The sequence below is a fragment of the Lysinibacillus sp. VIII_CA genome, assembly GCF_049943995.1.
Classification (GTDB): domain Bacteria; phylum Bacillota; class Bacilli; order Bacillales_A; family Planococcaceae; genus Lysinibacillus; species Lysinibacillus pinottii.
Genome location: NZ_JBNFXM010000001.1, coordinates 519,142 through 544,243, shown reverse-complemented (window position 1 = coordinate 544,243; position 25,102 = coordinate 519,142). Strand labels below are relative to the sequence as shown.

21 protein-coding genes are annotated in these 25,102 nt (G+C 36.1%); 15 read left to right on the top strand and 6 right to left on the bottom strand.

Annotated elements, in window-relative coordinates:
• Positions 1-158 precede the first annotated feature (158 nt).
• The gene (lpdA, locus tag ACP3VS_RS02635) at positions 159-1,496 is read left to right on the top strand and encodes a dihydrolipoyl dehydrogenase (RefSeq protein WP_197223816.1); all 1,338 of its coding nucleotides are present in this window, start codon (positions 159-161) and stop codon (positions 1,494-1,496) included.
• Positions 1,497-1,635: 139 nt separating this feature from the next.
• A complete protein-coding gene (gene ssuE / locus ACP3VS_RS02630; protein WP_426388345.1) occupies positions 1,636-2,202 on the top strand; it encodes an NADPH-dependent FMN reductase in 567 nt (188 codons plus the stop codon).
• Between the two features lie 46 nt (positions 2,203-2,248).
• On the opposite strand, the gene ACP3VS_RS02625 is transcribed toward ssuE, so the two are convergent.
• Positions 2,249-2,401, bottom strand: a complete 153-nt coding sequence (locus tag ACP3VS_RS02625) for a hypothetical protein (protein WP_012293012.1) — start codon at positions 2,399-2,401, stop codon at positions 2,249-2,251.
• Between the two features lie 211 nt (positions 2,402-2,612).
• Between ACP3VS_RS02625 and ACP3VS_RS02620 the strand changes: the two genes are divergently transcribed.
• The 7 genes from ACP3VS_RS02620 to ACP3VS_RS02590 all read left to right on the top strand — a co-directional run bounded on the left by ACP3VS_RS02620 (position 2,613) and on the right by ACP3VS_RS02590 (position 15,017).
• Positions 2,613-4,001 carry an aldehyde dehydrogenase gene (locus tag ACP3VS_RS02620; RefSeq protein ID WP_099805012.1) on the top strand — a complete coding sequence of 463 codons (1,389 nt, stop codon included), beginning with the start codon at positions 2,613-2,615 and terminating at the stop codon, positions 3,999-4,001.
• Between the two features lie 322 nt (positions 4,002-4,323).
• Positions 4,324-5,790: a UDP-N-acetylmuramoyl-L-alanyl-D-glutamate--2,6-diaminopimelate ligase gene (locus ACP3VS_RS02615; RefSeq protein ID WP_099805013.1), complete on the top strand. Its 1,467-nt coding sequence runs from the start codon at positions 4,324-4,326 to the stop codon at positions 5,788-5,790.
• A 134-nt stretch (positions 5,791-5,924) separates the two neighbouring features.
• Entirely contained in the window at positions 5,925-7,502 is a 1,578-nt protein-coding gene (locus ACP3VS_RS02610; RefSeq protein WP_012293015.1) for a peptide chain release factor 3, read from the top strand.
• A 192-nt stretch (positions 7,503-7,694) separates the two neighbouring features.
• Complete coding sequence (locus ACP3VS_RS02605) at positions 7,695-10,748, top strand: efflux RND transporter permease subunit (protein ID WP_012293016.1); 3,054 nt, start codon at positions 7,695-7,697, stop codon at positions 10,746-10,748.
• Positions 10,749-10,768: 20 nt separating this feature from the next.
• A complete protein-coding gene (locus tag ACP3VS_RS02600) occupies positions 10,769-11,854 on the top strand; it encodes an SDR family oxidoreductase (RefSeq protein WP_036160873.1) in 1,086 nt (361 codons plus the stop codon).
• A gap of 338 nt (positions 11,855-12,192) precedes the next feature.
• The gene (locus ACP3VS_RS02595; protein WP_012293018.1) at positions 12,193-12,951 is read left to right on the top strand and encodes a TerC family protein; all 759 of its coding nucleotides are present in this window, start codon (positions 12,193-12,195) and stop codon (positions 12,949-12,951) included.
• 710 nt (positions 12,952-13,661) lie between these two features.
• Positions 13,662-15,017 carry a TrkH family potassium uptake protein gene (locus ACP3VS_RS02590; RefSeq protein ID WP_012293021.1) on the top strand — a complete coding sequence of 452 codons (1,356 nt, stop codon included), beginning with the start codon at positions 13,662-13,664 and terminating at the stop codon, positions 15,015-15,017.
• A 1,535-nt stretch (positions 15,018-16,552) separates the two neighbouring features.
• Here the strand turns inward: ACP3VS_RS02590 and ACP3VS_RS02585 are convergent.
• Positions 16,553-18,292, bottom strand: coding sequence for a B12-binding domain-containing radical SAM protein (locus tag ACP3VS_RS02585; protein WP_012293022.1), 1,740 nt, complete (start codon positions 18,290-18,292; stop codon positions 16,553-16,555).
• Positions 18,293-18,602: 310 nt separating this feature from the next.
• Here ACP3VS_RS02585 and ACP3VS_RS02580 point away from each other — a divergent pair, with 310 nt between their 5' ends.
• Both ACP3VS_RS02580 and ACP3VS_RS02575 read left to right on the top strand, forming a co-directional pair.
• Positions 18,603-19,970 (top strand): ATP-binding protein, encoded by a 1,368-nt coding sequence (locus ACP3VS_RS02580; RefSeq protein ID WP_230584346.1) that lies wholly within the window; start codon positions 18,603-18,605, stop codon positions 19,968-19,970.
• A 120-nt stretch (positions 19,971-20,090) separates the two neighbouring features.
• On the top strand, positions 20,091-20,537 hold the full coding sequence (locus ACP3VS_RS02575; protein ID WP_008174146.1) for a MarR family winged helix-turn-helix transcriptional regulator: 447 nt from the start codon (positions 20,091-20,093) through the stop codon (positions 20,535-20,537).
• A 128-nt stretch (positions 20,538-20,665) separates the two neighbouring features.
• Here the strand turns inward: ACP3VS_RS02575 and ACP3VS_RS02570 are convergent, their stop codons facing one another.
• The 3 genes from ACP3VS_RS02570 to ACP3VS_RS02560 all read right to left on the bottom strand — a co-directional run bounded on the left by ACP3VS_RS02570 (position 20,666) and on the right by ACP3VS_RS02560 (position 22,308).
• The gene (locus ACP3VS_RS02570) at positions 20,666-21,361 is read right to left on the bottom strand and encodes a hypothetical protein (RefSeq protein ID WP_031418820.1); all 696 of its coding nucleotides are present in this window, start codon (positions 21,359-21,361) and stop codon (positions 20,666-20,668) included.
• 61 nt (positions 21,362-21,422) lie between these two features.
• Positions 21,423-22,040: a CPBP family intramembrane glutamic endopeptidase gene (locus ACP3VS_RS02565; protein ID WP_012293027.1), complete on the bottom strand. Its 618-nt coding sequence runs from the start codon at positions 22,038-22,040 to the stop codon at positions 21,423-21,425.
• Positions 22,041-22,119: 79 nt separating this feature from the next.
• Positions 22,120-22,308, bottom strand: a complete 189-nt coding sequence (locus ACP3VS_RS02560) for a YkvS family protein (RefSeq protein ID WP_004224583.1) — start codon at positions 22,306-22,308, stop codon at positions 22,120-22,122.
• A 123-nt stretch (positions 22,309-22,431) separates the two neighbouring features.
• Here ACP3VS_RS02560 and ACP3VS_RS02555 point away from each other — a divergent pair, with 123 nt between their 5' ends.
• The 3 genes from ACP3VS_RS02555 (at position 22,432) to ACP3VS_RS02545 (ending at position 24,050) form a co-directional block, all read left to right on the top strand.
• On the top strand, positions 22,432-22,620 hold the full coding sequence (locus ACP3VS_RS02555; protein ID WP_012293028.1) for a hypothetical protein: 189 nt from the start codon (positions 22,432-22,434) through the stop codon (positions 22,618-22,620).
• Positions 22,621-22,712: 92 nt separating this feature from the next.
• Complete coding sequence (locus ACP3VS_RS02550; protein ID WP_008174142.1) at positions 22,713-22,889, top strand: aspartyl-phosphate phosphatase Spo0E family protein; 177 nt, start codon at positions 22,713-22,715, stop codon at positions 22,887-22,889.
• Positions 22,890-23,183: 294 nt separating this feature from the next.
• Complete coding sequence (locus ACP3VS_RS02545) at positions 23,184-24,050, top strand: NAD(P)-dependent oxidoreductase (protein ID WP_031418822.1); 867 nt, start codon at positions 23,184-23,186, stop codon at positions 24,048-24,050.
• Between the two features lie 69 nt (positions 24,051-24,119).
• Here the strand turns inward: ACP3VS_RS02545 and ACP3VS_RS02540 are convergent, their stop codons facing one another.
• On the bottom strand, positions 24,120-24,512 hold the full coding sequence (locus tag ACP3VS_RS02540) for a DoxX family protein (RefSeq protein WP_012293031.1): 393 nt from the start codon (positions 24,510-24,512) through the stop codon (positions 24,120-24,122).
• 154 nt (positions 24,513-24,666) lie between these two features.
• On the opposite strand from ACP3VS_RS02540, the gene ACP3VS_RS02535 reads away from it, so the two are divergent.
• Positions 24,667-24,987: a winged helix-turn-helix transcriptional regulator gene (locus ACP3VS_RS02535; protein WP_012293032.1), complete on the top strand. Its 321-nt coding sequence runs from the start codon at positions 24,667-24,669 to the stop codon at positions 24,985-24,987.
• The last annotated feature ends 115 nt before the right edge of the window (positions 24,988-25,102 follow it).

The window sequence follows — 25,102 nt, the reverse complement described above, 5'->3', positions numbered from 1 at the left end:
AGACTGGAGACAAAAGCAATTGAGAGAATACCTCTCAATTGCTTTTATTATTTTTCATCTTTAAGCTTTAAATTTCTGAAGGAACCCTTTCAATGACCTTACTGGTAATATTGCATTCAATTTTTGCAAATGATAAGGTGATACATGAGGTGAAAAATATGGAAAAATTTGATATAGCAATTATTGGTGCAGGGCCAGGAGGGTATGTAGCGGCCATTCATGCTGCCAAAAATGGCAAAAAGGTTGCGTTGATTGAACGAGATAAATTAGGAGGAGCTTGCTATAATGTTGGATGCATTCCATCTAAAATTTTATTGGAGCATAGTAAACTAGTGCAGGCAATAAATCGAGGAAATAGTTGGGGAATAGAAACAGACAATGTTAAAATAAATTTTCCTCGATTAATGCAACGTAAAGATACAATTATTCAAGAGCTTCTAACAAATATTGAGCACTATATTATCAACAACCATATAACTTTATATCGTGGTGAGGCCACATTAACTAAAGACTTACTGATAACAGTAGGAAATGAAACTTTGACGGCGTCAGATATTATATTGGCAACAGGCAGTAAACCATATGTTCCACCATTTGAAGGGTTAGAGTCCGCTACCTACTTTACAACAGATACATTTTTCAATCTTAAAGAGCTACCAGCACAGTTAACGATTATCGGTGGTGGTGTGATTGCAGTAGAAATGGCCTTTAGTTTAGCCCCCCTAGGAACGAGAATTACAATGCTTAATCATAGTGAGGATATTTTACAAACGGAAGAACCAGAGGCAAGACCCCTTATTCGAGAAAAGATGAAGAAACTTGGTATTGAGCTTATAACAGATTTCCAATTCGAAAAATTTGAAGGCCATACTATTCATACGACAAAAGGTATATATACATATGAAAATCTTCTGTTTGCGACAGGGCGTCGTCCTAATACAGAAATCGCTCAGCATTTGGAGTTAGCTTTTGAAGGCCGTTTAATTGCCGTGAATGAGCATTTACAGACGAGTCAGCCTCATATTTATGCAATTGGTGATTTAGTCGGTGGTTATCAGCTTGCACATTCTGCGAGTGCGGAAGGAATCTATGCTGTGGATTATATTATGGGTAATCAACCAGCATTAATTGACCAAGCATCAATCCCGCGTTGTGTATATACACACCCTGAGATTGCCACATTTGGTTTACTAGAAGAACAGGTAAAAGTACCTTACACGATGACAAAAATGCCATTACAAACAAATCCAAAGGCTTTAATGGAGGGAAATACTGAAGGCTTTGTGAAGCTAATAACAAAAGAGGGCAGCGGTCAAATTCTAGGTGCTTGTGTTGTAGGGGATGGTGCAACAGAAATGCTGAATGCTATATTGGCGGCAAAAAACTCAGGTGGTACAGCTCTTTCTTTAGCACAAATGATTTTCCCACATCCGACTGTATCTGAGCATATTGGAGATACTGCCAAAGCTGTTTTTGGAAAAGCCATTCACCAATAATTGAAAAGCTATTGACATTAAAGAAATATATGTTAGATTAATTTTATAAGAATACTTGGTTTTGGAGTTGACTAGGCAGCTAGAGGCTTCTATTTTACAAGGCGGTTTTCGTTTGATTGTAAAATAGGGGCTTTTTTTAATGGCTTTTAAAAAATTAAGAGGAGCTGGTAAATTGACAAAAGCAGTAATCATTAATGGCAGTAACTCAAAAAGCTCTAGAGTTATGGCAATCCATGAAAAGGTTAAAAATTATTTAATGGCACAGGGTGTAGAAGTCCATTCCAATTATATTCATGAACTACCGGCTGTAGATCTAATAACAGCCAATTTTGCAAGTGAAAGTATACAGCTAGAGAATAAATGGATTGAGGAAGTACAAATAGTCGTCATTTTAACCCCTATATACAAAGCATCGTTTACGGGAATATTGAAAACTTATTTAGATTTACTACCCCAAAAAGCACTGCATGGGAAGGTCATTCTACCTATCGCTGTTGGGGGTTCTATTGGTCATTTATTAGCATTAGAGTATGCTTTGAAGCCTGTTTTAGCTGTACTAGGGGCGACCTCAATATCACACTCTGTTTATATTGTAGATAAACAAATTATTCGGTTAGATGAAGGAGGTTTTGCCATAGAGGAAGAATCAATCAGTAGACTAGAAGCAGAGTTAGAGCAGTTACGGCAATTATTAATCGCTAATTAAACATGATAAAAGCGCATTAAAGGGGTATCCTATAATGCGCTTTCATTTAATTTACTTCAAGATTTTCTTCGTTTTCTACCGGTGCTGTAGAAAGATATAAGAAAGCCTCATCTTGCAAAAGCAATAATTTTTCTTCACAAATCCCATGTGATAATGGTCCAGAAAAAATAGACTCCCACCATGTCGTTGTTGTTGTCATTCATCTACGCCCCCGTTTCGTTTAGTATGTAGTTGTGTAGTTGTATATTTCCCAAGATGAAAAAATTAAAACATTTTACATACTCAAATTTCTTCCCCCCTGATGTAGAAAGAGGAATTTTTCCTCCTGATGTTGTATCGTATAGACAATGATAGTTTGTTTCGAAATGAAAAAACTATGTATGCCATTTTTGAAAAGGGGTGCTTTATTGATGAATTTTACGTCTAAAGATGTGGAAAATATGATAACAGAGCAGCGTCAATTTTATTTTTCTCGTGCCACTAAAAGTGTCAAATTTCGAAAAGAGCAATTAAAAAAACTAAAGAAATCCATTTTGAAATATGAGAAGGAAATACTGAACGCACTATACTTAGACCTCCGGAAAAGTGAGTTCGAAGCGTATGCAACTGAAATTGGCATTGTCTTAGATAGTATTTCTTACATGGTGAAGCATGTGGAAGAATGGATGGAGCCAGAAGCAGTCAAAACACCTATTCAATATCAGATGGGTAAGAGCTTTATTGTTCGTGAACCGTATGGTGTAACATTAATTATTGGTCCATTTAATTACCCATTTCAATTGGTCATGGAACCATTGGTAGGTGCTATTGTTGGCGGTAATACAGCAATCGTTAAACCGTCAGAAACATCTGTACACACTGCAGCCATTATAAAAAAGGTAATTGAAGAAACTTTTCACCCATCCTATATACGTGTAGTGGAAGGGGAAAAAGATGAGGTTACTGCCTTAATCCATGCTTCCTTTGACTATATCTTTTTTACAGGAAGTGTAGCAGTTGGCAAAGTGGTTGCTAAGGCAGCAGCAGAACGATTAACTCCAATTGCTTTAGAACTTGGAGGGAAAAGTCCAGCTATTGTTGATCAAACAGCGAACCTAGAAGTAGCAGCGAAGCGGATTGTATGGGGTAAATTCACAAATACTGGGCAAACATGTGTGGCACCAGATTATTTACTTGTTCACAAAGATGTTTATGATCGCTTTATGAAAATTTTAAAAGAGACGATACGTTCTTTTTATGGGAAGAACCCATTAAAAAGCCCTGATTACGGACGCATCGTGAATCTTAGACAGTTTGATCGTTTACAGCAAATTATTAAGGAAGAACGTGACGCTATAACATTCGGTGGACGGATAGATCGAGATGATTTATATATTGAGCCAACAATCATCGAATATGTAAAGTGGACAAGTCCTTCGATGCAGGAAGAGCTTTTTGGCCCTATCCTACCTGTTATGATGTATAGCGATTTACCACTGGCAATTCATCAAATACGCCAATTACCGAAACCATTAGCGGCATATTTCTTCTCAGAGCATGAAAAAGCGACTCAATACTTTTTAGAGGAATTGCCATTCGGCGGAGGATGTATTAATGATACGATTACACATGTTGGTAACTTACACTTACCATTTGGAGGTGTTGGTCCATCGGGTGTGAAAGCATATCATGGTAAAGCAAGCTTTGAAAACTTTACACATGCAAAATCCATTTTAAAGAAATCTTCTAAGCTTGAGACGAATGTACTGTTTCCACCGTATAATCAAAAGGTGAAAATTGTACGCTCTATTATGAAATAGTTAAAATGGGGGTATCTTTTTTCAAATGAAGATATCCCCTTTCAAAAAAACCCTCCTTTGTATAGAAAAATATCCCCAAAAATCCCAACCTAGGCGTGTCGAAAAATGCCGATTAGTCATTAATTATGAAAAAATTGAAGAAAACGTATTTTTTGTTCAAATGAAAGCGTTTTCGTTAAAAAACAGCACGGAGACATTTTATTTATCGCGAAATAAGTAGTAAAATAAGTTCAATAGAGCGTGGGGGGATTCATTTTGTCGTTTTTTGTCGAATAATCAAAAATGATGACATGAGTGTAGAGATTGATTGGAGGACTATGAAATGTATGCAGAGGAATTGTTAAGTGCATTACCTTTGAAAAAAATAATTGGCATGTTGCCAGACCAAGTGACTGATATCGTAGTAGATTCAAGAAGTGTACAGCCAAATAGCATGTTTGTTTGTATTAAAGGTTATACAGTGGATGGACATGACTATGCTCAAAAGGCTGTAGATGGAGGTGCTACGATTGTTGTAACAGAGCGGGAATTGCCGCTAGGTGAGACGATTGCTCAAGTAATTGTAAAAGACACAGACCGTGCAGTAGGCTTGTTAGCCGCAAAGTTTTTTGATTATCCTTCCAAAGATATAACGATGATCGGGGTAACGGGAACGAATGGTAAAACATCTGTAACAGGTATTATTCAAAATATTATGCATGGTATGGGTGAAAAATCTGCCTTATCTGGCACAATTGGCTTTAATTTAAATGGAATTTTATATGAATCTGCCAATACAACAAGTGATGCGTTATCAACACAACAAATGATTTTTAGAGCAAAAATGGAAGGCTGTCGTTTAATGACGATGGAGGTTTCATCCCATGGATTAGCACTTGGACGTTTAGCAGGTGTTGACTATGATGTAGCTATTTTTACAAATCTAACGCACGATCATCTTGATTTCCATGGTACGATGGAGGAATATGGGCATGCCAAAGGTTTATTATTCTCCCAGCTTGGACAAGATTTAGAAAAAAATAAATTTGTTGTGCTAAATGCCGATGATGCTTGGTCAGAGCGGTACGCAGCTATGACACCATTTCCAGTGTGGACATATGGTTTAAAAAATGAAACAGCAGATTTCCGTGCCATTAACTGTGAATATCACGATTATATGACATCTTTTGATGTGGAGATGTCAGAAGGAATTTATCGTGTGAAAATGAATTTACTAGGTGAATTTAACATTTATAATGTGTTAGCAGCAATGGTGGCATTTTATGGTCGTGGCTATTCTATGGAGGCCATTATTGAGCAAATCGAGCAACTTCCACCAGTTAAAGGACGTATGGAAAAAGTATGCTCTGAGCTACCTGTACAAATGTTTGTTGATTATGCACATACACCTGATGCTATTGAAAAAGCGATTGAGGCAGCACAACCATATAAAAAGGGCAAACTTATTTTCTTAGTTGGGACAGGTGGTAACCGTGATAAATCAAAACGTCCTGCAATGGCTGAGAAGGCGTCGGCAGCAGAGTATGTTATTTTGACAACAGATGACCCACGCTATGAGGACTATAATAGTATTACGGGTGATTTGGCAAAAGGGATGTTACATGACAATTTTGCCTGTATCGGAGATCGTGCAGAGGCAGTTCGTCATGCGATTGAGGTTGCTGAACCAGGCGATATGATTATTTTTGCTGGTAAAGGCCATGAGGATTATCAAATTATTGAAAATACAAAATTTCCGCATAGTGATGCAGAAATAGCAATAGAAGCTGGCCGTTTGAAATTTGTTTGATGGAATATAAGATTTAGGAAACCCTTTTAGATAGTACTAAAGGGTTTTCTTTTTGGCGATTTCATGTAAAAAGGTTGTACGAAAGGCAAGACTTCTTTTATTATTATTAAGTATGAAAAAAGGAGAATGACGAGATGAATTCAAATTTAGAAAAAGATATACAATCCCGTCGTACTTTTGCCATTATCAGTCACCCTGATGCTGGGAAAACGACGATTACAGAAAAGCTTTTACTTTTTGGAGGCGCCATTCGTGACGCAGGGACAGTAAAAGGAAAAAAAACAGGTAAGTTTGCAACATCTGACTGGATGGAAATCGAAAAGCAACGTGGTATCTCTGTTACTTCTTCCGTGATGCAATTTGACTATAATGGCTCACGTGTGAATATCTTGGATACCCCTGGGCACCAAGACTTCTCAGAAGATACTTATCGCACATTAATGGCAGTAGATAGTGCTGTCATGGTAGTGGACGCCGCTAAAGGGATAGAGGCGCAAACTTTAAAGCTATTTAAGGTTTGTAAAATGCGCGGTATTCCGATTTTCACTTTTATTAATAAATTGGACCGTCAAGGGAAAGAGCCGCTTGAGCTAATAGAAGAGCTTGAGGAAGTACTGGGGATACATGCATATCCTATGAACTGGCCGATTGGTATGGGGAAAGAGTTTCTTGGTATTTATGATCGTTACAATAAGCGTATTGAGCAGTTCCGTACGGATGAAGCTGAACGCTTTCTGCCAATAGATGAAAATGGTGAACTTGCTGTAGAGCATCCGATGAAAGTTACTTCTTATTATTCTCAAGCAATGGATGATATATTACTACTGGACGAGGCTGGTAATGAATATTCGGAAGAAAAAATTCGTCGTGGCGAATTAACACCAGTGTTCTTTGGTTCAGCTTTAACAAATTTTGGGGTACAAACATTCCTAGAGACTTACTTACAATTTGCACCAATACCACAGCCTAGAATTACGGAAGATGAGCAGTTTATTGATCCGCTTGAACAAGAGGAATTTTCAGGATTCATATTCAAAATTCAAGCTAATATGAATCCTGCGCACCGTGACCGTATTGCCTTTGTCCGTATTGTGTCTGGTAAATTTGAGCGTGGCATGAATATGACTTTGTCTCGTACTGGCAAATCCTTTAAAGTCACACAATCTACACAATTCCTAGCTGATGATCGTGAGACTGTAGATGAAGCTGTTGCAGGGGATATTATCGGTTTATATGACACAGGGACTTATCAAATTGGAGATACCGTAGTGGGTGGTAAAAAAACATTCCAATTTGAAAAATTACCACAGTTTACTCCAGAGTTATTTGTCCGTGTAACGGCTAAAAACGTAATGAAATCGAAGCAATTCCATAAAGGTATTTTACAATTAGTACAAGAAGGTGCCATTCAATATTATAAAACACTGCACACAGAGGAAGTTATTCTTGGAGCAGTGGGTCAACTTCAATTTGAAGTATTTGAACATCGTATGAAAAATGAATACAATGTGGAAGTAAGGATGGAGCCAATTGGTTCGAAAATTGCCCGTTGGATTGAAAATGAAGAGGATGTTAAAGAATCTATGTCCTCTGGACGTTCAATGCTGGTGAAAGATCGTTTTGATAATCTTGTGTTCTTATTCGAAAATGAGTTTGCCATGCGTTGGTTTGCCGATAAAAATGAAAACATTAAACTTTATAGCCTTCTTTAATAGTCAACACGAATCGACAATTTTGCGATTCGTGTTTTTTTACAAGGAAATTTGACACGGATTGTAGAATATATACAGTATTAGGAAATTTGAATTCGCAAATGCGCTTAAGATAGGAAATTAGCTCATTTATAAAATAATGCCCTTTTCGGCTATGATAGAAAGGAAGAGGTAGAAGAAGGAGTTTTTAATATGAACATCAGTAATTTTTCGATTAAAAGACCAGTATTTACTATTGTAACGATGCTATTTGTAATTTTATTAGGTGGTGTATCGTTATTAAAAATACCGATTACTTTAATACCTGAGCTAAATCCGCCAATAGGTGTAGTAGTCACCTCTTATCCGGGAGCCAGTCCAACAGAGGTGAATGAAAGGGTGACGAAGCCTTTAGAGGCAACACTAGCCACCTTACCAGGCATTAAGAAACTACAATCAACTTCACAAGAAGGAAGCAATTTAATCGTCCTTGAATTCAATTGGTCCACCAACCTAGAAGATGTCCAGCTTGATATTTTACAGAGAATTGATATGACACCACTTCCCAATGATGCGGGCAAACCAAGCTTTTTAAAGTTTGATCCATCCCAATTTCCCATTATTCAGCTTTCATTGCGGGCAGAAAATGAAAATGTAGATGTGCGCTTATTAGCAGAGGATTTAGAAAAGGAGCTTCGACGGACAGAGGGTGTCGCAAGTGTAAATGTTTCTGGGAAGCTTATAGAGGAAATACAAATAACGTTAGATGAGGTAAAGTTAGTCGAAAAAGGCTTAACACAGGCAGATATTATTCAAATAGTCCAAGCGAACAATGTATCACTTCCTGGTGACCCTGTTTTAACTGATGATGGAAAAATGTTAACAACACGTATTGTTAGTACTTTAACATCACCTCAGGATATAGCCGATTTAATTGTTTCCGTGAATCCTTTAACAGGTGAAGCGTTAACAGTTGGCAACCTCGCCTCTGTTAAAAGGGCAGAACAGCCATCTGTAACGACAACCCGTGCCAATGAGCATGCAGCAGTTCTTATGTCCGTTTTACAGGAGTCGGGTGCGAATACTGCTGAAGTGTCAAAGGAGTTTCAACAAACCTTAAATGAATTGCTAGAGAAAGAGCAATACAGGGGAATTACAGCAGACATATTAGTAGATCAAGGCAACTACGTGGATATTGCCATTAGCAACATAGGCTCTTCCTTAATTTTAGGAGGTCTGTTTGCGATGGTCGTTCTTTTTGTGTTTTTACGCAGTGTGAAGAGCCCTATCATTATTGGTATTGCCATCCCCTATTCGGTTATTGTGACATTTGTATTAATGTTTTTGGCTGATTTTTCACTCAATATTATGACATTAGGTGCTCTAGCATTGGGTATTGGCATGCTAGTGGATAATGCAATCGTTGTTATTGAAAATATTGAAAGACACTTAGGGTTAGGAAAAGATCCTATTACAGCAGCGCAGGAAGGGACAAGGGAAGTTGCTCTTGCGATTACTGCTTCAACACTAACAACAATCGCTGTCTTTATTCCTGTTATGTTCATCGAAGGACTGATTGGACAAATTTTTACAGAATTTGCTCTCACTATTTCATTTAGTTTAATTGCCTCTTTAGTAGTTGCCCTTACAGTAGTACCGATGCTAGCGAGTCGGCTATTAAAAATGAAAAGTATTAACTTTTATGAGCAGCGTAGTAAATCTCTATTTTATAGGCAGTACAAATCGTCTATTGTGTGGGTTCTGCAGCATCGCATGCTCCTACTAATTTTCACGGTAGTTTGCTTTGGCCTATCATTATTTGGATTGACTAGAATAGGTACTGAATTTTTACCACCTACCGATGAAGGTTTTACAACTATTAGCGTCAATCTTGAAAAGGGTGTAGCTGTATCGAAAACTGAACAGGTAGTCAGAAAGATTGAGGAACGTTTAAAGCAGGAAAAAGATGTGGATGTTTATGTTAGTTTAATCGGCGGTACACAACAATCACAATCACGTGGACAAACTAGCCCGAACCAAGCAGAGATGTATGTAAAGCTTGTGCCTTTAGCAGAAAGAGAACGTTCAATTTTTGAATTTGTTGAAGAGCTAGAGCAAGACTTACTGGGAGAGCTAGAGGAGAAGACTGAACTGACATTTAACGTATCGACAGCAACTGGCTCATCACCGCATACTTTAACGTTTCGATTAACCGACTCTGATGAACAAAGGCTCCAAGAGGCAGTCAATAAAGTACAACAAGACCTGCAAGCAATTGAAGAGGTGACGAAAGTTTCCACAGATTTAGATAATACTGTTCAAGAAATTCAAATTGAAGTAAACCGAGAAAAGGCAAAAGACTATGGTTTCATACCCGCGCAAATTGCACAGTCTGTCAATCAAATGACAAGAGGACAATTAACCTCCCAATTAATTGCAGAGGATGGTGCTGTATTACCTGTCTACACAGGTTTCGGTCAGCTCTTCAATGATAGTATAGATTCACTAAAAGCAATGCAACTGCGTTCACCAGCAGGGGTATTTGTGAAATTAGAGGATGTTGCGACAGTTTCTATAAAAGAGGGACCCGTCTCTATTCGCCGTTCAGATCAGGCGGCAGCAGTGGCATTTTTTGTTGAATATGAAACGAAGGAATCTTTAGGGGGAATATCGGCAAAAGTAGATAAAGCAATAAAGAGTGCTCAATTAGCTCCTACTACACAAATCGTATTTAGCGGTGATCGTGAGCTTTATGATAGTGCAATCGATGATATGCTATTAGCAGTGATTCTTGCCATTATATTAGTGTATATTGTGATGGCTGCTCAATTTGAATCATTCAAATATCCGTTTGTCATTATGTTTACGGTTCCATTAATGATCATAGGGGTAGCGGCTGCCATGTTTGCTACAAATACTTTAATTGGTGTGACATCTGTAATAGGAATTTTAGTACTTGTAGGGATTGTTGTAAATAATGGTATTGTGCTAGTTGATTATATTAATCAGCAAAAAGCAAATGGTATGTCTGCTTATGAAGCAATTTTACTAGCTACTCAGGATCGTCTCCGTCCAATCTTAATGACAGCGTTAACAACTATATTAGGGTTGTTGCCACTTGCACTTGGCATAGGTGAAGGAACAGAGATGAATCAACCGATGGGAATAGCTGTTATTGGAGGACTTGTGACTTCCACGTTACTAACCCTATATATTGTACCGATTGTTTATAGTTTAGTGGATAAAGAAACAAGAAAGATGCGTTAGAATCAAGGGGGGAATGGTAGATGAAAGTTCATTTTTTTACTGGTTTTCCTGGTTTCATTTCAAGTCAATTAATTAGGTCATTGTTCCGAAACAAACAAACGCAACAGGTTATAGCAATCGTATTGACTGGCGAAACCATTAAGGCCCATCATGAGAAAAATAAAATAGTAAATGAATTTCCTAACTGTTCGATTCGAATTGTAGAGGGTGATATTACCCTACCGAATCTTGGTGTAGATAATCAAGTAATAGAAGAAATCATACCTCAAATTGAAGTACTTTGGCATTTAGCAGCTATATATGATTTAGCTGTACCACGTGATATTGCTTGGAAAGTGAATGTTCATGGGACAACAATGGTGAATGAATTTGTGCGTTCTTTACCTAATTTAAAACGCTATATGTACTTTAGTACGGCATATGTGGCTGGTACACGTGAGGGGTTACTGCGTGAAAGTGAACTGATCCGACCATTCGCATTTAAAAATTATTATGAAGAGACAAAATATGAGGCTGAGCTCCGAGTAGAAGATTTAAAATCAGAAATCCCATTAACAATCATTAGACCTGGCATTGTGAGGGGACATTCTGAAACCGGTGAAACTATTAAGTTTGATGGACCCTATTTCTTTTTAAATTTAGTAGAACGCTTAAAATGTTTACCTATTATTCCGTATATTGGACAATCTACGTCTACAATTAATGTAGTACCAGTAGATTATATATTAAATGCCTCGACTTTTTTGGCATCAGAACAAGAGGCTGAAGGCAAGACACTTCATTTAACAGATCCGAACCCTCATCCTGTACAGGAAGTATATCGTACTATGGTGAAACTAGTGACGAATGCTTATCCGAAGGGGCGTTTACCGTTTGCGTGGGCAAAACTATCTCTGCAAATCCCTTTTATTCGGAGAAAGTTAGGGGTGGAACAGGAGACATTAGATTATTTAACATGGAATGCCACATTCGACACGACTGAAGCCCAGAAAATTCTACAAAAAGGTGGAATTACATGTCCTGATTTTATTCAAACGATGCCGAAAATGATTGATTTTTATTTAGCACATAAAGAAGATACGAGCTACCAGATACAAATTAAGTAATGAAAAAAACCATTTAGATATTTTTGTCAGCTGTAAATGATAGTGCTATAATATTTGAAAGAAGATACCTTCGACACTTTGTCAAAGGGGAGTAGCTAACAGGTTTTGCAATTGTACCTGGTTTCACATTCGTCAAGACATGGTTTTACCATCGGATGTGATAGTGAATGGCTCTATACGTAAAATGATGACTGATGACGTGTAGATTGATGTACCGATAAGGTACTAATTTACTTAGCGAGACCTTTGCCACTTAAGGCAGGGGTTTTTTTCTTTTGTAACTTTAGTGGAACAAGTCATTTTGGGGTATTTCGAGCTTAGAGGAGGCACTAGCATAAATGGAAGCAATAATATTACAATACGGCTGGGTTTTAATTGTCCTAGTTGTTTTAGAGGGTTTACTAGCGGCTGATAATGCAGTAGTAATGGCTGTAATGGTCAAACATTTACCGCAAGAACAACAAAAAAAAGCGTTATTTTACGGATTATTTGGTGCTCTGATTTTTCGATTCGCTGCTCTTTTTGTCATTACTGTTTTAGTAAACTATTGGCAAATACAAGCAGTAGGTGCGGCTTATCTGCTATTTATGTCGGCGAAAAATATTTATGATTTGCGCAAACATAAAAATGATGAGGAAGAAGATACGAGTGAAAAGGCTGGGAAAAAGGGGTCTGGATTCTGGTTAACTGTACTCAAAGTAGAAGCAGCAGATATTGCATTTGCTATTGATTCAATGCTGGCAGCAGTGGCTATCGCTGTCACGTTGCCTCATTTAGGGAATTTTGATATCGGTGGCATCAATGGTGGACAATTTATCGTTATGCTCCTAGGCGGTTTTATCGGGGTTATTATGATGCGTTTTGCTGCCCAATGGTTTGTTAAAGTATTAAATGATTATCCTTCACTTGAAACAGCAGCATTTTTAATCGTTGGCTGGGTAGGGGTAAAGCTCGTTGTTTTAACATTAGCCCACGAAAAAGTAGGGATATTACCTGCAGAATTCCCGCATTCCACTGCATGGGAGTTAACATTCTGGATTGTCTTACTAGGCATAGCATTTTTCGGCTATATAGTAGGTGTTCGAAATAAAAAATAGCTATTAGTCAGTAGACAAAAGCCATCGAAAAATTGGATATGCTCCCTATTAGATAGACAGATTAAAAATAAAATTTGTTTATCTAAGGGGAGCATTTTTTGGATGAAATAAACATCCAATCGAGTTAAAATGACATATCCTTCAATTGTTCGAGGAAGGTCACTTTACTATCTGGCCATTGTACGAAAGGTTTTCATTACAACCTCAAACTTTATATAGCTGGAAAATGAAATATGAGGCAAATGGACGTGATGAATTACAGGCAGCTACTTCATGTGAAATTTAATCAAAAGAGTTAAAATGAGCGGCTTTGGAAGACTATATTCAATGGAGAGTTAGATTCAGCGATAAATGACGCTATTTATTTTAAAATCAATATCGCTACCAGAAACAATTAAACGGCTTGAGTCCTTAGAATTCAGAGCGCAAGCCGCTTTATACATTTTTTATTATTTCCACTATCTATATCAAACCAATTAGTAGTACTACTAATAAGCCTCCAATTGTAAAAATAAAAATACTCCAAGCCTTTAACCACTTATTCAAAACTTCACCTCCAAAATGAAAAAAGTATTTCGAATCATCCAATTATATTTATTCTTTTATCGAGTCGAAAAGTATAGTAATCACTATTCCTCTTTCTTTTTTCTTGTATTTTTTCTATACTATAATCTATCTAGTTGGGCATCATATGTAGAGGGGTTGTTAAAGTGCCTTGGAAAAAAACTTCCAATAGACTTGTCACACCATTTCAGGTACTTGTATCTTATTATTTCATAGCGATAGCGATTTCCTTCCTGTTATTACGGCTTCCAGGGGTTCATCAAGAAGGAGTAAAGGTTTCCTTTTTAGATAGTCTATTTACGGCGGTAAGTGCAGTAAGTGTAACTGGTTTAACAACCATTAATATTTCCGAAACGTATACGAAATTTGGACTTGTGATGATTCTTGTTATTTTACAGTTAGGCGCAATTGGTATTATGTCACTGGGTACCTTTGTGTGGCTATTAGTTGGGAAAAAAATAGGGATGCGCGAGCGTCAGTTAATTATGATTGACCATAATCAGTACAATTTGTCTGGTGTTGTGAAATTAATACGTGAAATTTTAAAAATACTAATTGGTATCGAGGTAGCAGGTACGGTTATCTTAACGCTCCATTTTACCAATTATTTTGATACGTTAGAAGAAGCATTTTTACATGGAATCTTTGCTTCAATTTCTGCTACGACCAATGGAGGATTTGATATTACGGGAATGAGCTTATTGCCATTCCATGATGATTATTTTGTTCAGTTGGTGACAATGGTACTTATTGTGTTAGGGGCAATCGGTTTCCCAGTATTAATTGAACTAAAGACTTTCTTACTCAAGCGACATGCGAATTTTCGATTTAGCTTGTTTACAAAAATCACTACGTCTACTTATGCCATTCTATTTGTTGTAGGTGCTCTGGTCATTTTACTTCTCGAATCCTTCCATTCTTTCAAGGAAATGTCCTGGCATGAGGCGCTTTTTTCAGCAATGTTCCATTCTGTATCTACAAGATCTGCTGGGCTTACAACTTATGATGTGACGACATTTAGTGAGGCGACAGATATTTTTATGAGCTTTCTCATGTTCATAGGTTCTTCTCCAAGTTCAGTGGGGGGAGGAATTCGAACAACTACTTTTGCCATAGCCATATTATTTTTAATTACATTTGCAAGAGGGAGAGAGGATATTCAAGTGTTTGGGCGAGAAATTCATTTAATTGATGTTTTCCGCTCCTTCGTTGTCATCTTATTAGCCTTTTTCATGGTTTTAATTGCAACGATTATTTTGCTTATTACAGAGCCACATGCCTCCCTTATTCAAATTATTTTTGAAATCACCTCTGCGTTCGGTACTTGTGGTATGTCATTAGGAATAACTTCTGATTTATCAGTCATTGGTAAAATTATTATTATTATTTTAATGTTCATTGGTCGAGTCGGCTTAATATCCTTCCTTTATACACTTGGCGGTGGAGGACGAGGTAAGAAATCGAAATTCCATTATCCAAAGGAACGCGTAATAATCGGATAACACTTTCAGAACATTGATATATAAGGATTTGTTGAGGGGTAATCGTGGGATTGCCCCCTTTTTGCCCCCATAAGGTCATTATCAAAAATCAATTAGAATATGCAAAATACCTAGAAGGGGCGAAGGCGCTGGTATGTGGAAGTAGAAGCAAAGTCATCAACTGATGTTTTTGAGCCATTGAAGTTTAAAGTAAAGAGTACTCATCAGTGCTTTTAAATCATTAAAATAGTCAACCAGGCGATCATAAAATGTTCGTATCTGGTCTTTTCTGTTTATTCACTTTGTAAGTCCTTTTCTTTTGTATTAATTAGTTGCTTTAAACCTTCAAGTCCTATAATCAATTAATATACGTATTAAGGCCAGAGCAGCTTTAAACCTAGATACCTAAAAGTTGTTTCTTCTTCGTATCAAATCTTCTTTTATTAAAATACTGGCAACCATAAGTTCATTTAATTTTTATTAATTCGTCAATTGGAATTGATGATGTTGCAGGCGGGGGCGGGAAGACTGCAGATCCTTCTATGATTTCATCATCAGTAAATTGCTCAGCAACTAGTAGGAATTCCTTTTTTTTAATATCATCCTACAGGTATTTGATGTTCTTTTATTTGTTCAAATATACATTTTAATTTCCACCTTTCCAATACATGAAGGCCATACAATAAAATTGTATTAATACTAGTAGGTGTTGTCAGTGAAATTAATGACTTCCTGTCGAAATACGTCAAGACAAATGTAATGACACTATAATACGCCAACTACACTAAATCTGTTAAATGAATTAGAGGTTTTAAAGGATAACACCTTCAGAACGTTGATATATAAGAAACTGTTGAGGGGGAATGTTGATATTGCCCTTTTTTGTCAAAGTCATTAAGTATTAGTGTTCATGTTAGGGAGCTTCATAGCTGCATGATTGTGCATTCATATTTAAAGCTGTCATTCGAATCCATCCTCTTATCGGTAGCTGGTAATAGCATAGAAGGGTAAAGGACTTTCTTCTATTATATATAGAAGAAAGAAATAAAATTGTCGAATATTGTCATTACAGATGTCTATACACTAAAAAACCATCTATTAATAAATCATATACTTTTTTTAAAATCGAAAATTAACTATTGAAAAGGACTAGGTAGTTCCAATAAAATAAAAAATACATAAAAACACCATACTAATAAATGTGAAATTATTGGCTGATATTCTAAGACGACCAGATTTTTGGCGTAGAATATAAGGGCTCCATTCGTTACCAAAATGTCTAAATGAGTAAACTGTCACAAAATTTTTGGAAAATTTAAAAAATAATTTCCCGAGTATGGAAATTTTAATTGGGTATATTTTCAACCTATAAATCGTCTACCTTTAAGAAATTTGCCCTAATCATTTTTAGATTCGCTGTGAATACTTGACTACTAGATTAAGGATGCAGAAAAGCGATAGAAGCTCTACATTTCCTTTTGAGTGTATCTTTAAGAATTGTTTAAGACAAATAAAAAAAGCTAGTCCTGATCGTTAAATCAGTCTAGCGTTTCTTATTAAAGAGTGTGGATTGTTGCAAAGTAAGGAGCTTGACCATGACGGAAATAGGTTAAGAGATAGCCATCTTTTTGTACAATTTTGCCATTCAGGAAATCATCATAATTGAGAGAATGCGGGATGACCAAAGTATGCTTAAATAGCTCTTTCTCAGTGAGTTTAAAGTCTGCAAATTCCTCACCTGCGATAGCTGGATTTTCACGTAATGTCTGATAGATTAATTTTTGTTGCTCTTCTGTTGGACGTTCCTTCCACCATAATTTACGTGGTTGGAATTGCTGAGCCGTTAGATAATCTAGTTGCATTAAGCTCTGAATAATGTTTAAATTTGCACCATCCACAGTTTCTAAGAACATTAGTAAACGACGGAATAAATCTTCTAATTGATGGCCAATACGGGACCATCCTTTAGTTTCCCAATACGTACCAAAGCTTTGGAAAAAGTCAAAAGGTGTATCGAAGACCTCTGTCACTAAATATTCGATTGTATGGTCCATACGATGATCATTCCAATATTTCTCTAGAACATCCTCTGCATGTTTAATGCGAACAATATCATCAAATGTGAGGACATTATTAGAAAAGATTTCATAAGGAGCTAGGTCAACGTACGTATAACCAAACTTTTCAGCCTCCACTCGAAGGCCTGTACCACGTAAAAGTTTTAAAAAACCAAGTTGAAGTTCTTCTGGTCGCATGGCAAAAACATCATTGAATGTTTGACGGAAGCTTGCGTAATCCTCTTCTGGTAAACCTGCTATTAAATCTAAATGTTGATCGATTTTTCCGCCTTCTTTAACCATTGTCACGGTTCGTTTTAGTTTTTCAAAGTTTTGACGACGTTGTACAAGTGTATTTGTTAAATCGTTTGTGGATTGAACACCGATTTCGAAACGGAATAGACCTCTCGGTGCATTGTCATTTAAAAATTGGATAACTTCAGGACGCATAATATCGGCAGTAATCTCAAACTGGAATACAACACCGGGTTTATGTTCATCAATTAAAAACTGGAACATTTCCATAGCGTAACTTCGGCTTATATTAAACGTTCGATCCACAAATTTTATAGTTCTAGCGCCATTATCCATTAAGAAACGAATATCTTCTTTTATTTTTTCACGGTTAAAGTAACGAACACCAACTTCTATTGAAGATAAACAGAATTGGCAGCTAAACGGACAGCCTCTACTTGTTTCAATGTACTGTATGCGTTTCCCAAGATGAGGAAGGTCCTCTTCAAAGCGAAACGGACTTGCTAATTCACGCAAATCTATCTTAGGTGGCTGAGCGTGAATTTTGACTTTCCCGTCCTCCAAATAGCAAATCCCAGGAACTTCCTCCAATAATATTTCTCCGTGTAAATAACGTAACAATTGTTTAAATGAAATTTCTCCTTCACCCATCACGATGAAATCTACTTCAGGTATACGACGTAGCCAATGGTGAGAATCGTAAGAAACTTCAGGGCCTCCAAGCAAAATTTTAACATTTGGACAGACTGTTTTTAACATTTTAATGACATGAATTGTTTCTTCAATATTCCAAATATAACAACTAAATCCAATAATATCAGGTTTTTTTTGGAACAAATCTGATACAATATTAAAAGCAGGGTCTTTAATTGTATATTCTGCTATAATTGGATTGAATTCGGGCGCAGCGGCACCTTTTAAATAGCGTAACGCTAAGTTTGTGTGTATATACTTTGCATTTAAAGTAGTTAAAATAGTATTCATACAATAATCTTCCTTTCAATTTCTAATTGTATCAGTCAAGTATTTGACGTACAATATAATTCTTTTTACCTATTTATTTTGTGAACAGTTCGTGAAATAATTTAAAATACTTAAATTTACTAAATTTTGTAATAATAGAATCGTACTGTCATAATGTATAGTAAAGGCTCAAAATTCGATTTAGAGGTTTCTTACTCTTTTGAAAGGTTCGGTGAGAAAGTTGAAGCAAAATGATATTAATCAATGTTTTGGAAATCTTATGAAAAGTACTTCGTCACCAACACTTATACTCAATAAAGCAGGGAAAATTTTGAACGTCAATGAGGCTGCTATCCAACTTTTTAATCTTAATTTAACGTTTATTGGTAATTTGGCTATGGACGAGCCGTCTAAATTTAAATGGGCGAAATTCGTCCAACAATTACAAAAGGATTTACGATCAGAAGAAATTTTCAACATTCGCACAGTTGGGAATGAGTACGAAATGTTATCTTTTAAATGTTTCTACGACCCAAATGCCGAAGAAATTGTTGCGCAAATTTCAACATTAAATGATGATGTTGCCCATAAATTATACGTTAGTCAAGAGCATGAAAGATCTCAATCCTTTAATGCATATGATTACTTACCTTATGCTGTTATTGTGAGTGATGCTAGCGGTATTATTCTTGGGCTTAATAAGTATGCAGAAATGTTTCTAAAAGTAGAAAGCTCGCAGTTACTCCATAAAGCTCATCAGCATATATTTGATTTATTTACATTGAAAAAAGGGCAGATTACATCCTATCTTTCTAAATTAATGGGTGAAAAACATGCAAGTCTTCACGTTGTCGATGAAACCCAAGTAAGTAGAACTTGCTATTATGAAATATCCAGTATCTTTGATGAATACAATAATATTATTGTCACAGTTATTAATGATGAAACAGAGAAGAAGCAACTTCAACATAAAGTTGAACATCAACATGCTTTAAATGTTGTTGGACAAATGGCAGCGAGTATTGCGCATGAAATTCGTAACCCATTAACTTCTTTAAAGGGGTTTACTGATTTATTAAAGATAAATGCGGATGATGAATCACGCATGTATCTCTCTGTCATTGATAGTGAGCTTCAACGAATGGAGCAAATTTTATCAGAACTTTTAGTTTTGTCCAAGCCATCAACTATGAAAGTGGAGTTGCTGGAACTAGATCATATCGTGAAGCAAGTCATTGAGTTCATGTTACCAGATGCACTCATGAAAAATATTATGATTCAGTACATTTCAAATCCAAATCAAGTTTATATCGGCGGAAATGAAAATCGATTAAAGCAAGTGTTAATGAATCTTATCAAAAATGCGATGGAATCCATGAACAATGGTGGTACGATTACTGTAGAAATGACTACAAATGACTGCGCGATTGTTGAACTTACAATTAAAGATGAAGGCGTTGGAATGGATAGCACAACCCTTCAAAACCTATTCCAGCCTTTTTACACGACAAAATCATCAGGGACAGGACTGGGCCTTGCTTTCGTGAAAAAAGTTATAGAAGAGCACGATGGAATTATAGGTGTTAATAGTGAATTACAGAAGGGGACATGCTTCCATCTGCAGTTCCCAATCTATACATTTAATCAAGTGGATACACTCGAAGTGTCCACAAAAGATTCTGCCTATTTAGTCACATAAAGAGAGAAAAATGGTTGAATAACAACAATATAACCTTCTAAATCAGATAATGCTTTTGACAATGCTTTTCTAATATCGCTATAATGTCAAGTATAAAGAGCGAAGTGAGAGGAAAAGAATATGACGTCAGAAGACTTAAAACAATCTTTAAAATTATATATTGTATTGTCACGTGCACTTAAGGCTATTAATGAGACAACACATCAATTATTTCAGGATAATGGTTTAAACCCAACTGAATTTGCTGTACTTGAGCTTCTTTATCATAAAGGAAGACAGCCATTACAGCAAATTGGCAATAAAATTTTACTTGCCAGTGGGTCTATTACGTATGTCATTGATAAGCTTGAAAAAAGAGGCTACTTATTGCGTGTGTCTTGTCCTTCAGATCGCCGTGTGACATATGCAGAAATCACGGATGAGGGCGAAGCATTTATGGGAGAACTATTCCCAAAACACGAGCAGCATTTGCATGAAATAATGAGTGTATTATCTTCAGAAGAAAAAGAGCAAGCTATTACATTATTAAAGAAAATGGGCCTTTCTATTAAAGATTTATCTTATTAAAACGTTGTCTCATTCATTTGAGACAACTTTTTTATCATTTAGAAGAAGTAAGATATCACAAAGAGCTTATACATACATAAAAGGACGATAGAGACAAGTTGTCTATCGTCCTTCCTTAGTATGAATTATTATTTTTTAGAAATAGTTGCTGCCATGTTCATCATAGCATCTGTTAAATCTTGCTTATCATTATCGTGAATAGTTAATTTTGTAATGAGACCATCTTTTTCAAAAACAACCCCAATTACTTTCTCTGTGTCAAAGTCTACAACATAACCTTCAATATTTTGAACATCCTTGAATACAGCTAATTCATCAGTAGTTAAAGCGACTGTTTCACCTACAGCATTCATATAATCTTGCATTGCTGTTTTTACTTCAGTAAAGCTTGATTGAGATGCCTCAATTGTTTCAATACGCATAAACACTTCATCATCTTCATTAGATACTAACATATCTTTACCAGGCTCTTCTTGTGTCAATGTGAATCCTGAAAGTTGTTGTAGTTTATAGCTTTGATCAACGCTTTTAGATTCAGTTGCCTTTTCTGTTTTATCTACACCATTTTGTTTGTAAGTCACATCTTGTTGTGGCTGTTTGGAAACATCCTCTGTATTTGTTTCATTTGAAGCAGGTGTATCTGTATCCTCTTCCTCTTGTGCTTCACCTGCTGTTTCATCACCAGATGGTTTTTGATCGGCAGCAGTATTTGACGGCTCATTTTGTTGAGCATCTGAATCCCCTGTTTTTTCAGAGGTATTACAACCTACAACTAGTACTGCTGTTAATAATAATGCAAGAATTGAAACTAATTTTTTTTGCATAAAAAACCCTCCTTTTCTAAATTAAACGTTAGTAAAGCTAAAATGTTTCCAAATAATAATGTTATGATGTTAAAGGTAACACTAAAAATAATAATAGTACAAAAACAACATGAGCTACAATAACAAGTGGCATACTTTTCCGCCATTCATACAAGAAGCCCCAAATAATACTTGTCACAAGTGCAGCAACCACGCCTAGAATAAAGCCGCTTAGGGCTATGGAAATGGCACATAAAACTGCCGTAACTAGGACAGCCAAAGATGGGCGCATAAAGCGTTTTAATTGTTGCTGAATGTAACCACGCCAAAACAATTCTTCGCCGATGGCAACAATAAAAACAAGTAATGCATAGTGCCAAATATTTTGTGGTCCATAATTTGTTAAAAATTTATGAACAGATTGTACTAAATTATTATTAATATAGGGAGCAAGCCAATAACCGAAGCGAATAATACCATAAGTGATGGTACCGTATCCAATTCCAAAGAGTAAAAATTGCCATGTCGGTAATTGATCTTCAATAGAACCGGCTAGTATGGCAATGGCAATACATACTAGTAAAGTAAATGCATACATGTACCAAAATACTGCTTGGTTAGCAAAGGTAAAGGCAAGCATGCCATAAACGAATAATAGAGAAAGGAGTAATAGTATTGTTTGTTTTGAATTTGTTAGCATATACGACCTCCATGCTTTAATTTTATCAAAAAAAAAGCCCCATATCATCTATAAAGACAAATAGGGACTATTCAGACTATTAAGCTTCATTCGTATATAAAATTTTATAACGTTTATGATTGACGACCGTTTTCTCTTCAATTTCAAGGGAATCAAAATTCTCCATATATGTTAAGTTAACAATCACCGAATTTTCATTTACCTTTTCGACAATACCTTGGAGACCATTTTTAAACTCGATAATATTTCCAACTTCAGCTATTTTCACAGACAGTCAGCTCCTTCATCGACTAATAATATACAGTTTGCACGAAAAAATGGTAAACGTAAAGCTTTTTTTAAATAATTCATAATTTAGTACACAAAAGATGAAAAGAAAGGAATAAAACTAATGGAAAAATACGAAAATATGCTTAAACAATTACAAAATGGGGAAATAGGAAGTATCGAAATTCAAAAGGAAGATTTTTACGAATTTCGGGAAATACTTGTAAGACATCCTTTATTTAAACATTTTAGGGGTGAGGCCAAGCAAAATGGACGAATTATCTATACTTATAACGAAATACCAAGGAGTTAATTTGTCGAACATTGTCGTAAGTTAATGCTGTAAGAAATGAAATATAAATGTATAATAATGGTATGATTATTTGTGTGTGGAGGGTTGTATGAATGGTCAATCTACTCTTGAAACAAATGGAACAAACTCGTGAGTTGATGATTCGCTCTGGTGTTGAAAACGGGTTACAAAATGCAAAAACCATTCAACTGAGTCGCAGATTAGACCAGTTAATGAATACCTATTATAGACAGACAGCATTCGATGAAGAAAAAGACCAAGACGAATAAAAAGATTGTTCCAGTATTCAGAGTAATAACATTATAAAAATAGATGTTTAAAATGCATTTCATTGGGGAATAACTTACTATGAACACAGCAACATTCTCATTTCCCCCTTTAGAGCAGTGATCCCCCAATCACTTGCTCTCTTTTTTTTGCTTATTCGGTATATATGCAGGCCATCCTTTTTTTAGTACAAGTTATAGGAAGAGTTTGAATTATTTTATTTATTCGCCTAAACTGAAAACATCAAGTCACTTAGGTGAAGGAATCCTAACTTTATGACAAAGGAGTATGTACATATGAAAAAGCAACGTATTGCATTTATCGGGACTGGCGTTATGGGGACAAGTATTATTAAACACTTATTGAGAAATGACCATGAGGTGACGGTGTATACTCGAACTAAAGAAAAAGCAGAGCCACTAGTAGCTTTAGGGGCATCTTGGGCTAGTTCGCCAGCAGAAGCATTTAAAAATAAAGATATTGCATTTACAATGGTTGGTTACCCATCAGATGTGGAAGAGGTTTATTTTGGAGATAATGGGCTTTTCAAAACAGTTGAACCTGGCAACATTGTTATTGATATGACAACTTCAGAGCCTTCTTTAGCTAAGAAAATTTATGAGCATGCTCAATCTATTAGTGTAGAATCTTTAGATGCACCTGTTTCAGGCGGTGATATCGGTGCGCAAAATGGTACATTGTCCATTATGATTGGTGGCGATTTAACAACCTACGATAAAGTTTTACCGTTGATGAAGCATTTTGGGGAAAATATTGTTTATCAGGGTGAGGCAGGGGCTGGTCAGCATGCAAAGATGTGCAATCAAATTGCCATAGCTTCAGGTATGATTGGGGTATGCGAATCACTGGCTTATGGTCTTAAGGCAGGGCTGGATTTACCGACCGTATTGCAGTCAATTGCATCAGGTGCAGCAGGCTCTTGGTCTCTAAGTAATTTAGCACCACGGATGATTAAAGAAGACTTTGCACCAGGTTTTTATATCAAACATTTCGTGAAGGATATGAAAATAGCTTTGGATGAGTCCAAGAAAATGGGAATCACTTTACCAGGATTGGCATTAGCCTATGAAATGTATGAAAAATTGATGGAAGATGGCTATGGTGATAATGGGACACAAGCTCTTCTTCAGCATTATAGATAGTTATATTTGGTTGGATAAAAATAGGAAACCTGAAATCTCTTCATTTTGAGGAGACTTCAGGTTTTTTCATTACTCTTTCCCAAAAAGTTGGGCGTCTAGCGAAAGGCTAGAAGCACCAGCTAGAGTAAAGTATAGAGCAATAGCACCTAAGGCTAAATCTAATTCGTAACCGGCTAAACCATCAGCCCCAATAAAGCCAATGCTAAGCTTAGCTGTGAAAATGGCTACAATCATAGTGATTGTTAGTAGGGCACCAAAAATTCTCGTTGCTAAACCTAATATAAGGGCAATACCTCCCACTAATTCAATAATCGCAACGATATACGCCATAAATCCTGGTATACCTATACTGTCAAAAAAGTCTGCCGTATAGCTAATACCTCCTTGGAATTTTTGAAAGCCGTGTACTGCAAAAATAATGCCAAGAACGACACGTAAAATAGTTGAACCAATGTTTTGCATATTATTGTATCTCCTTTTCTTTAACTTACATTTCGTAACCTAGTGTATTTTTAAAAACGACTTTTGTCAAGTAACTAAATGTATTTTAAGAACTGAATGTCGAAATAAGTGTTATACTGTTGTATATGAACTACTAACAATGGAGGCTTGTAACGTGGATCAAAAAAAAATTTGTCCTCGATTTGAAAAGGCGCTAAAAATATTAAATCATCGCTGGAATACTTTACTTATATTTCAATTATTAGATGGTCCACAGCGATATTCAGTCATTAAAAATCAGTTAAACATAAGCAGCCGCGTATTAACTGAGCGATTAAAGGAGCTAGAGACCGAGGAAATTGTATTACGCACGGTCATTCCTTCTACCCCAGTCGTCATTGAGTATGAACTGACGGAAAAGGGATATGCACTTGCTCCGGTGTTAAAAGCAATTGAACAATGGTCTTCTGAATGGGTAGCAATAACTGAAAAATAATAAAAAAGATATTCAGGCGAGGGGGCTTGAATATCTTTTTTTTTACTAGAAAAAAATTGAGAAAGGGCTTTGTTTTTCGATCTATTAGCAGTTATGTTTTAGGAAATTTACTGTT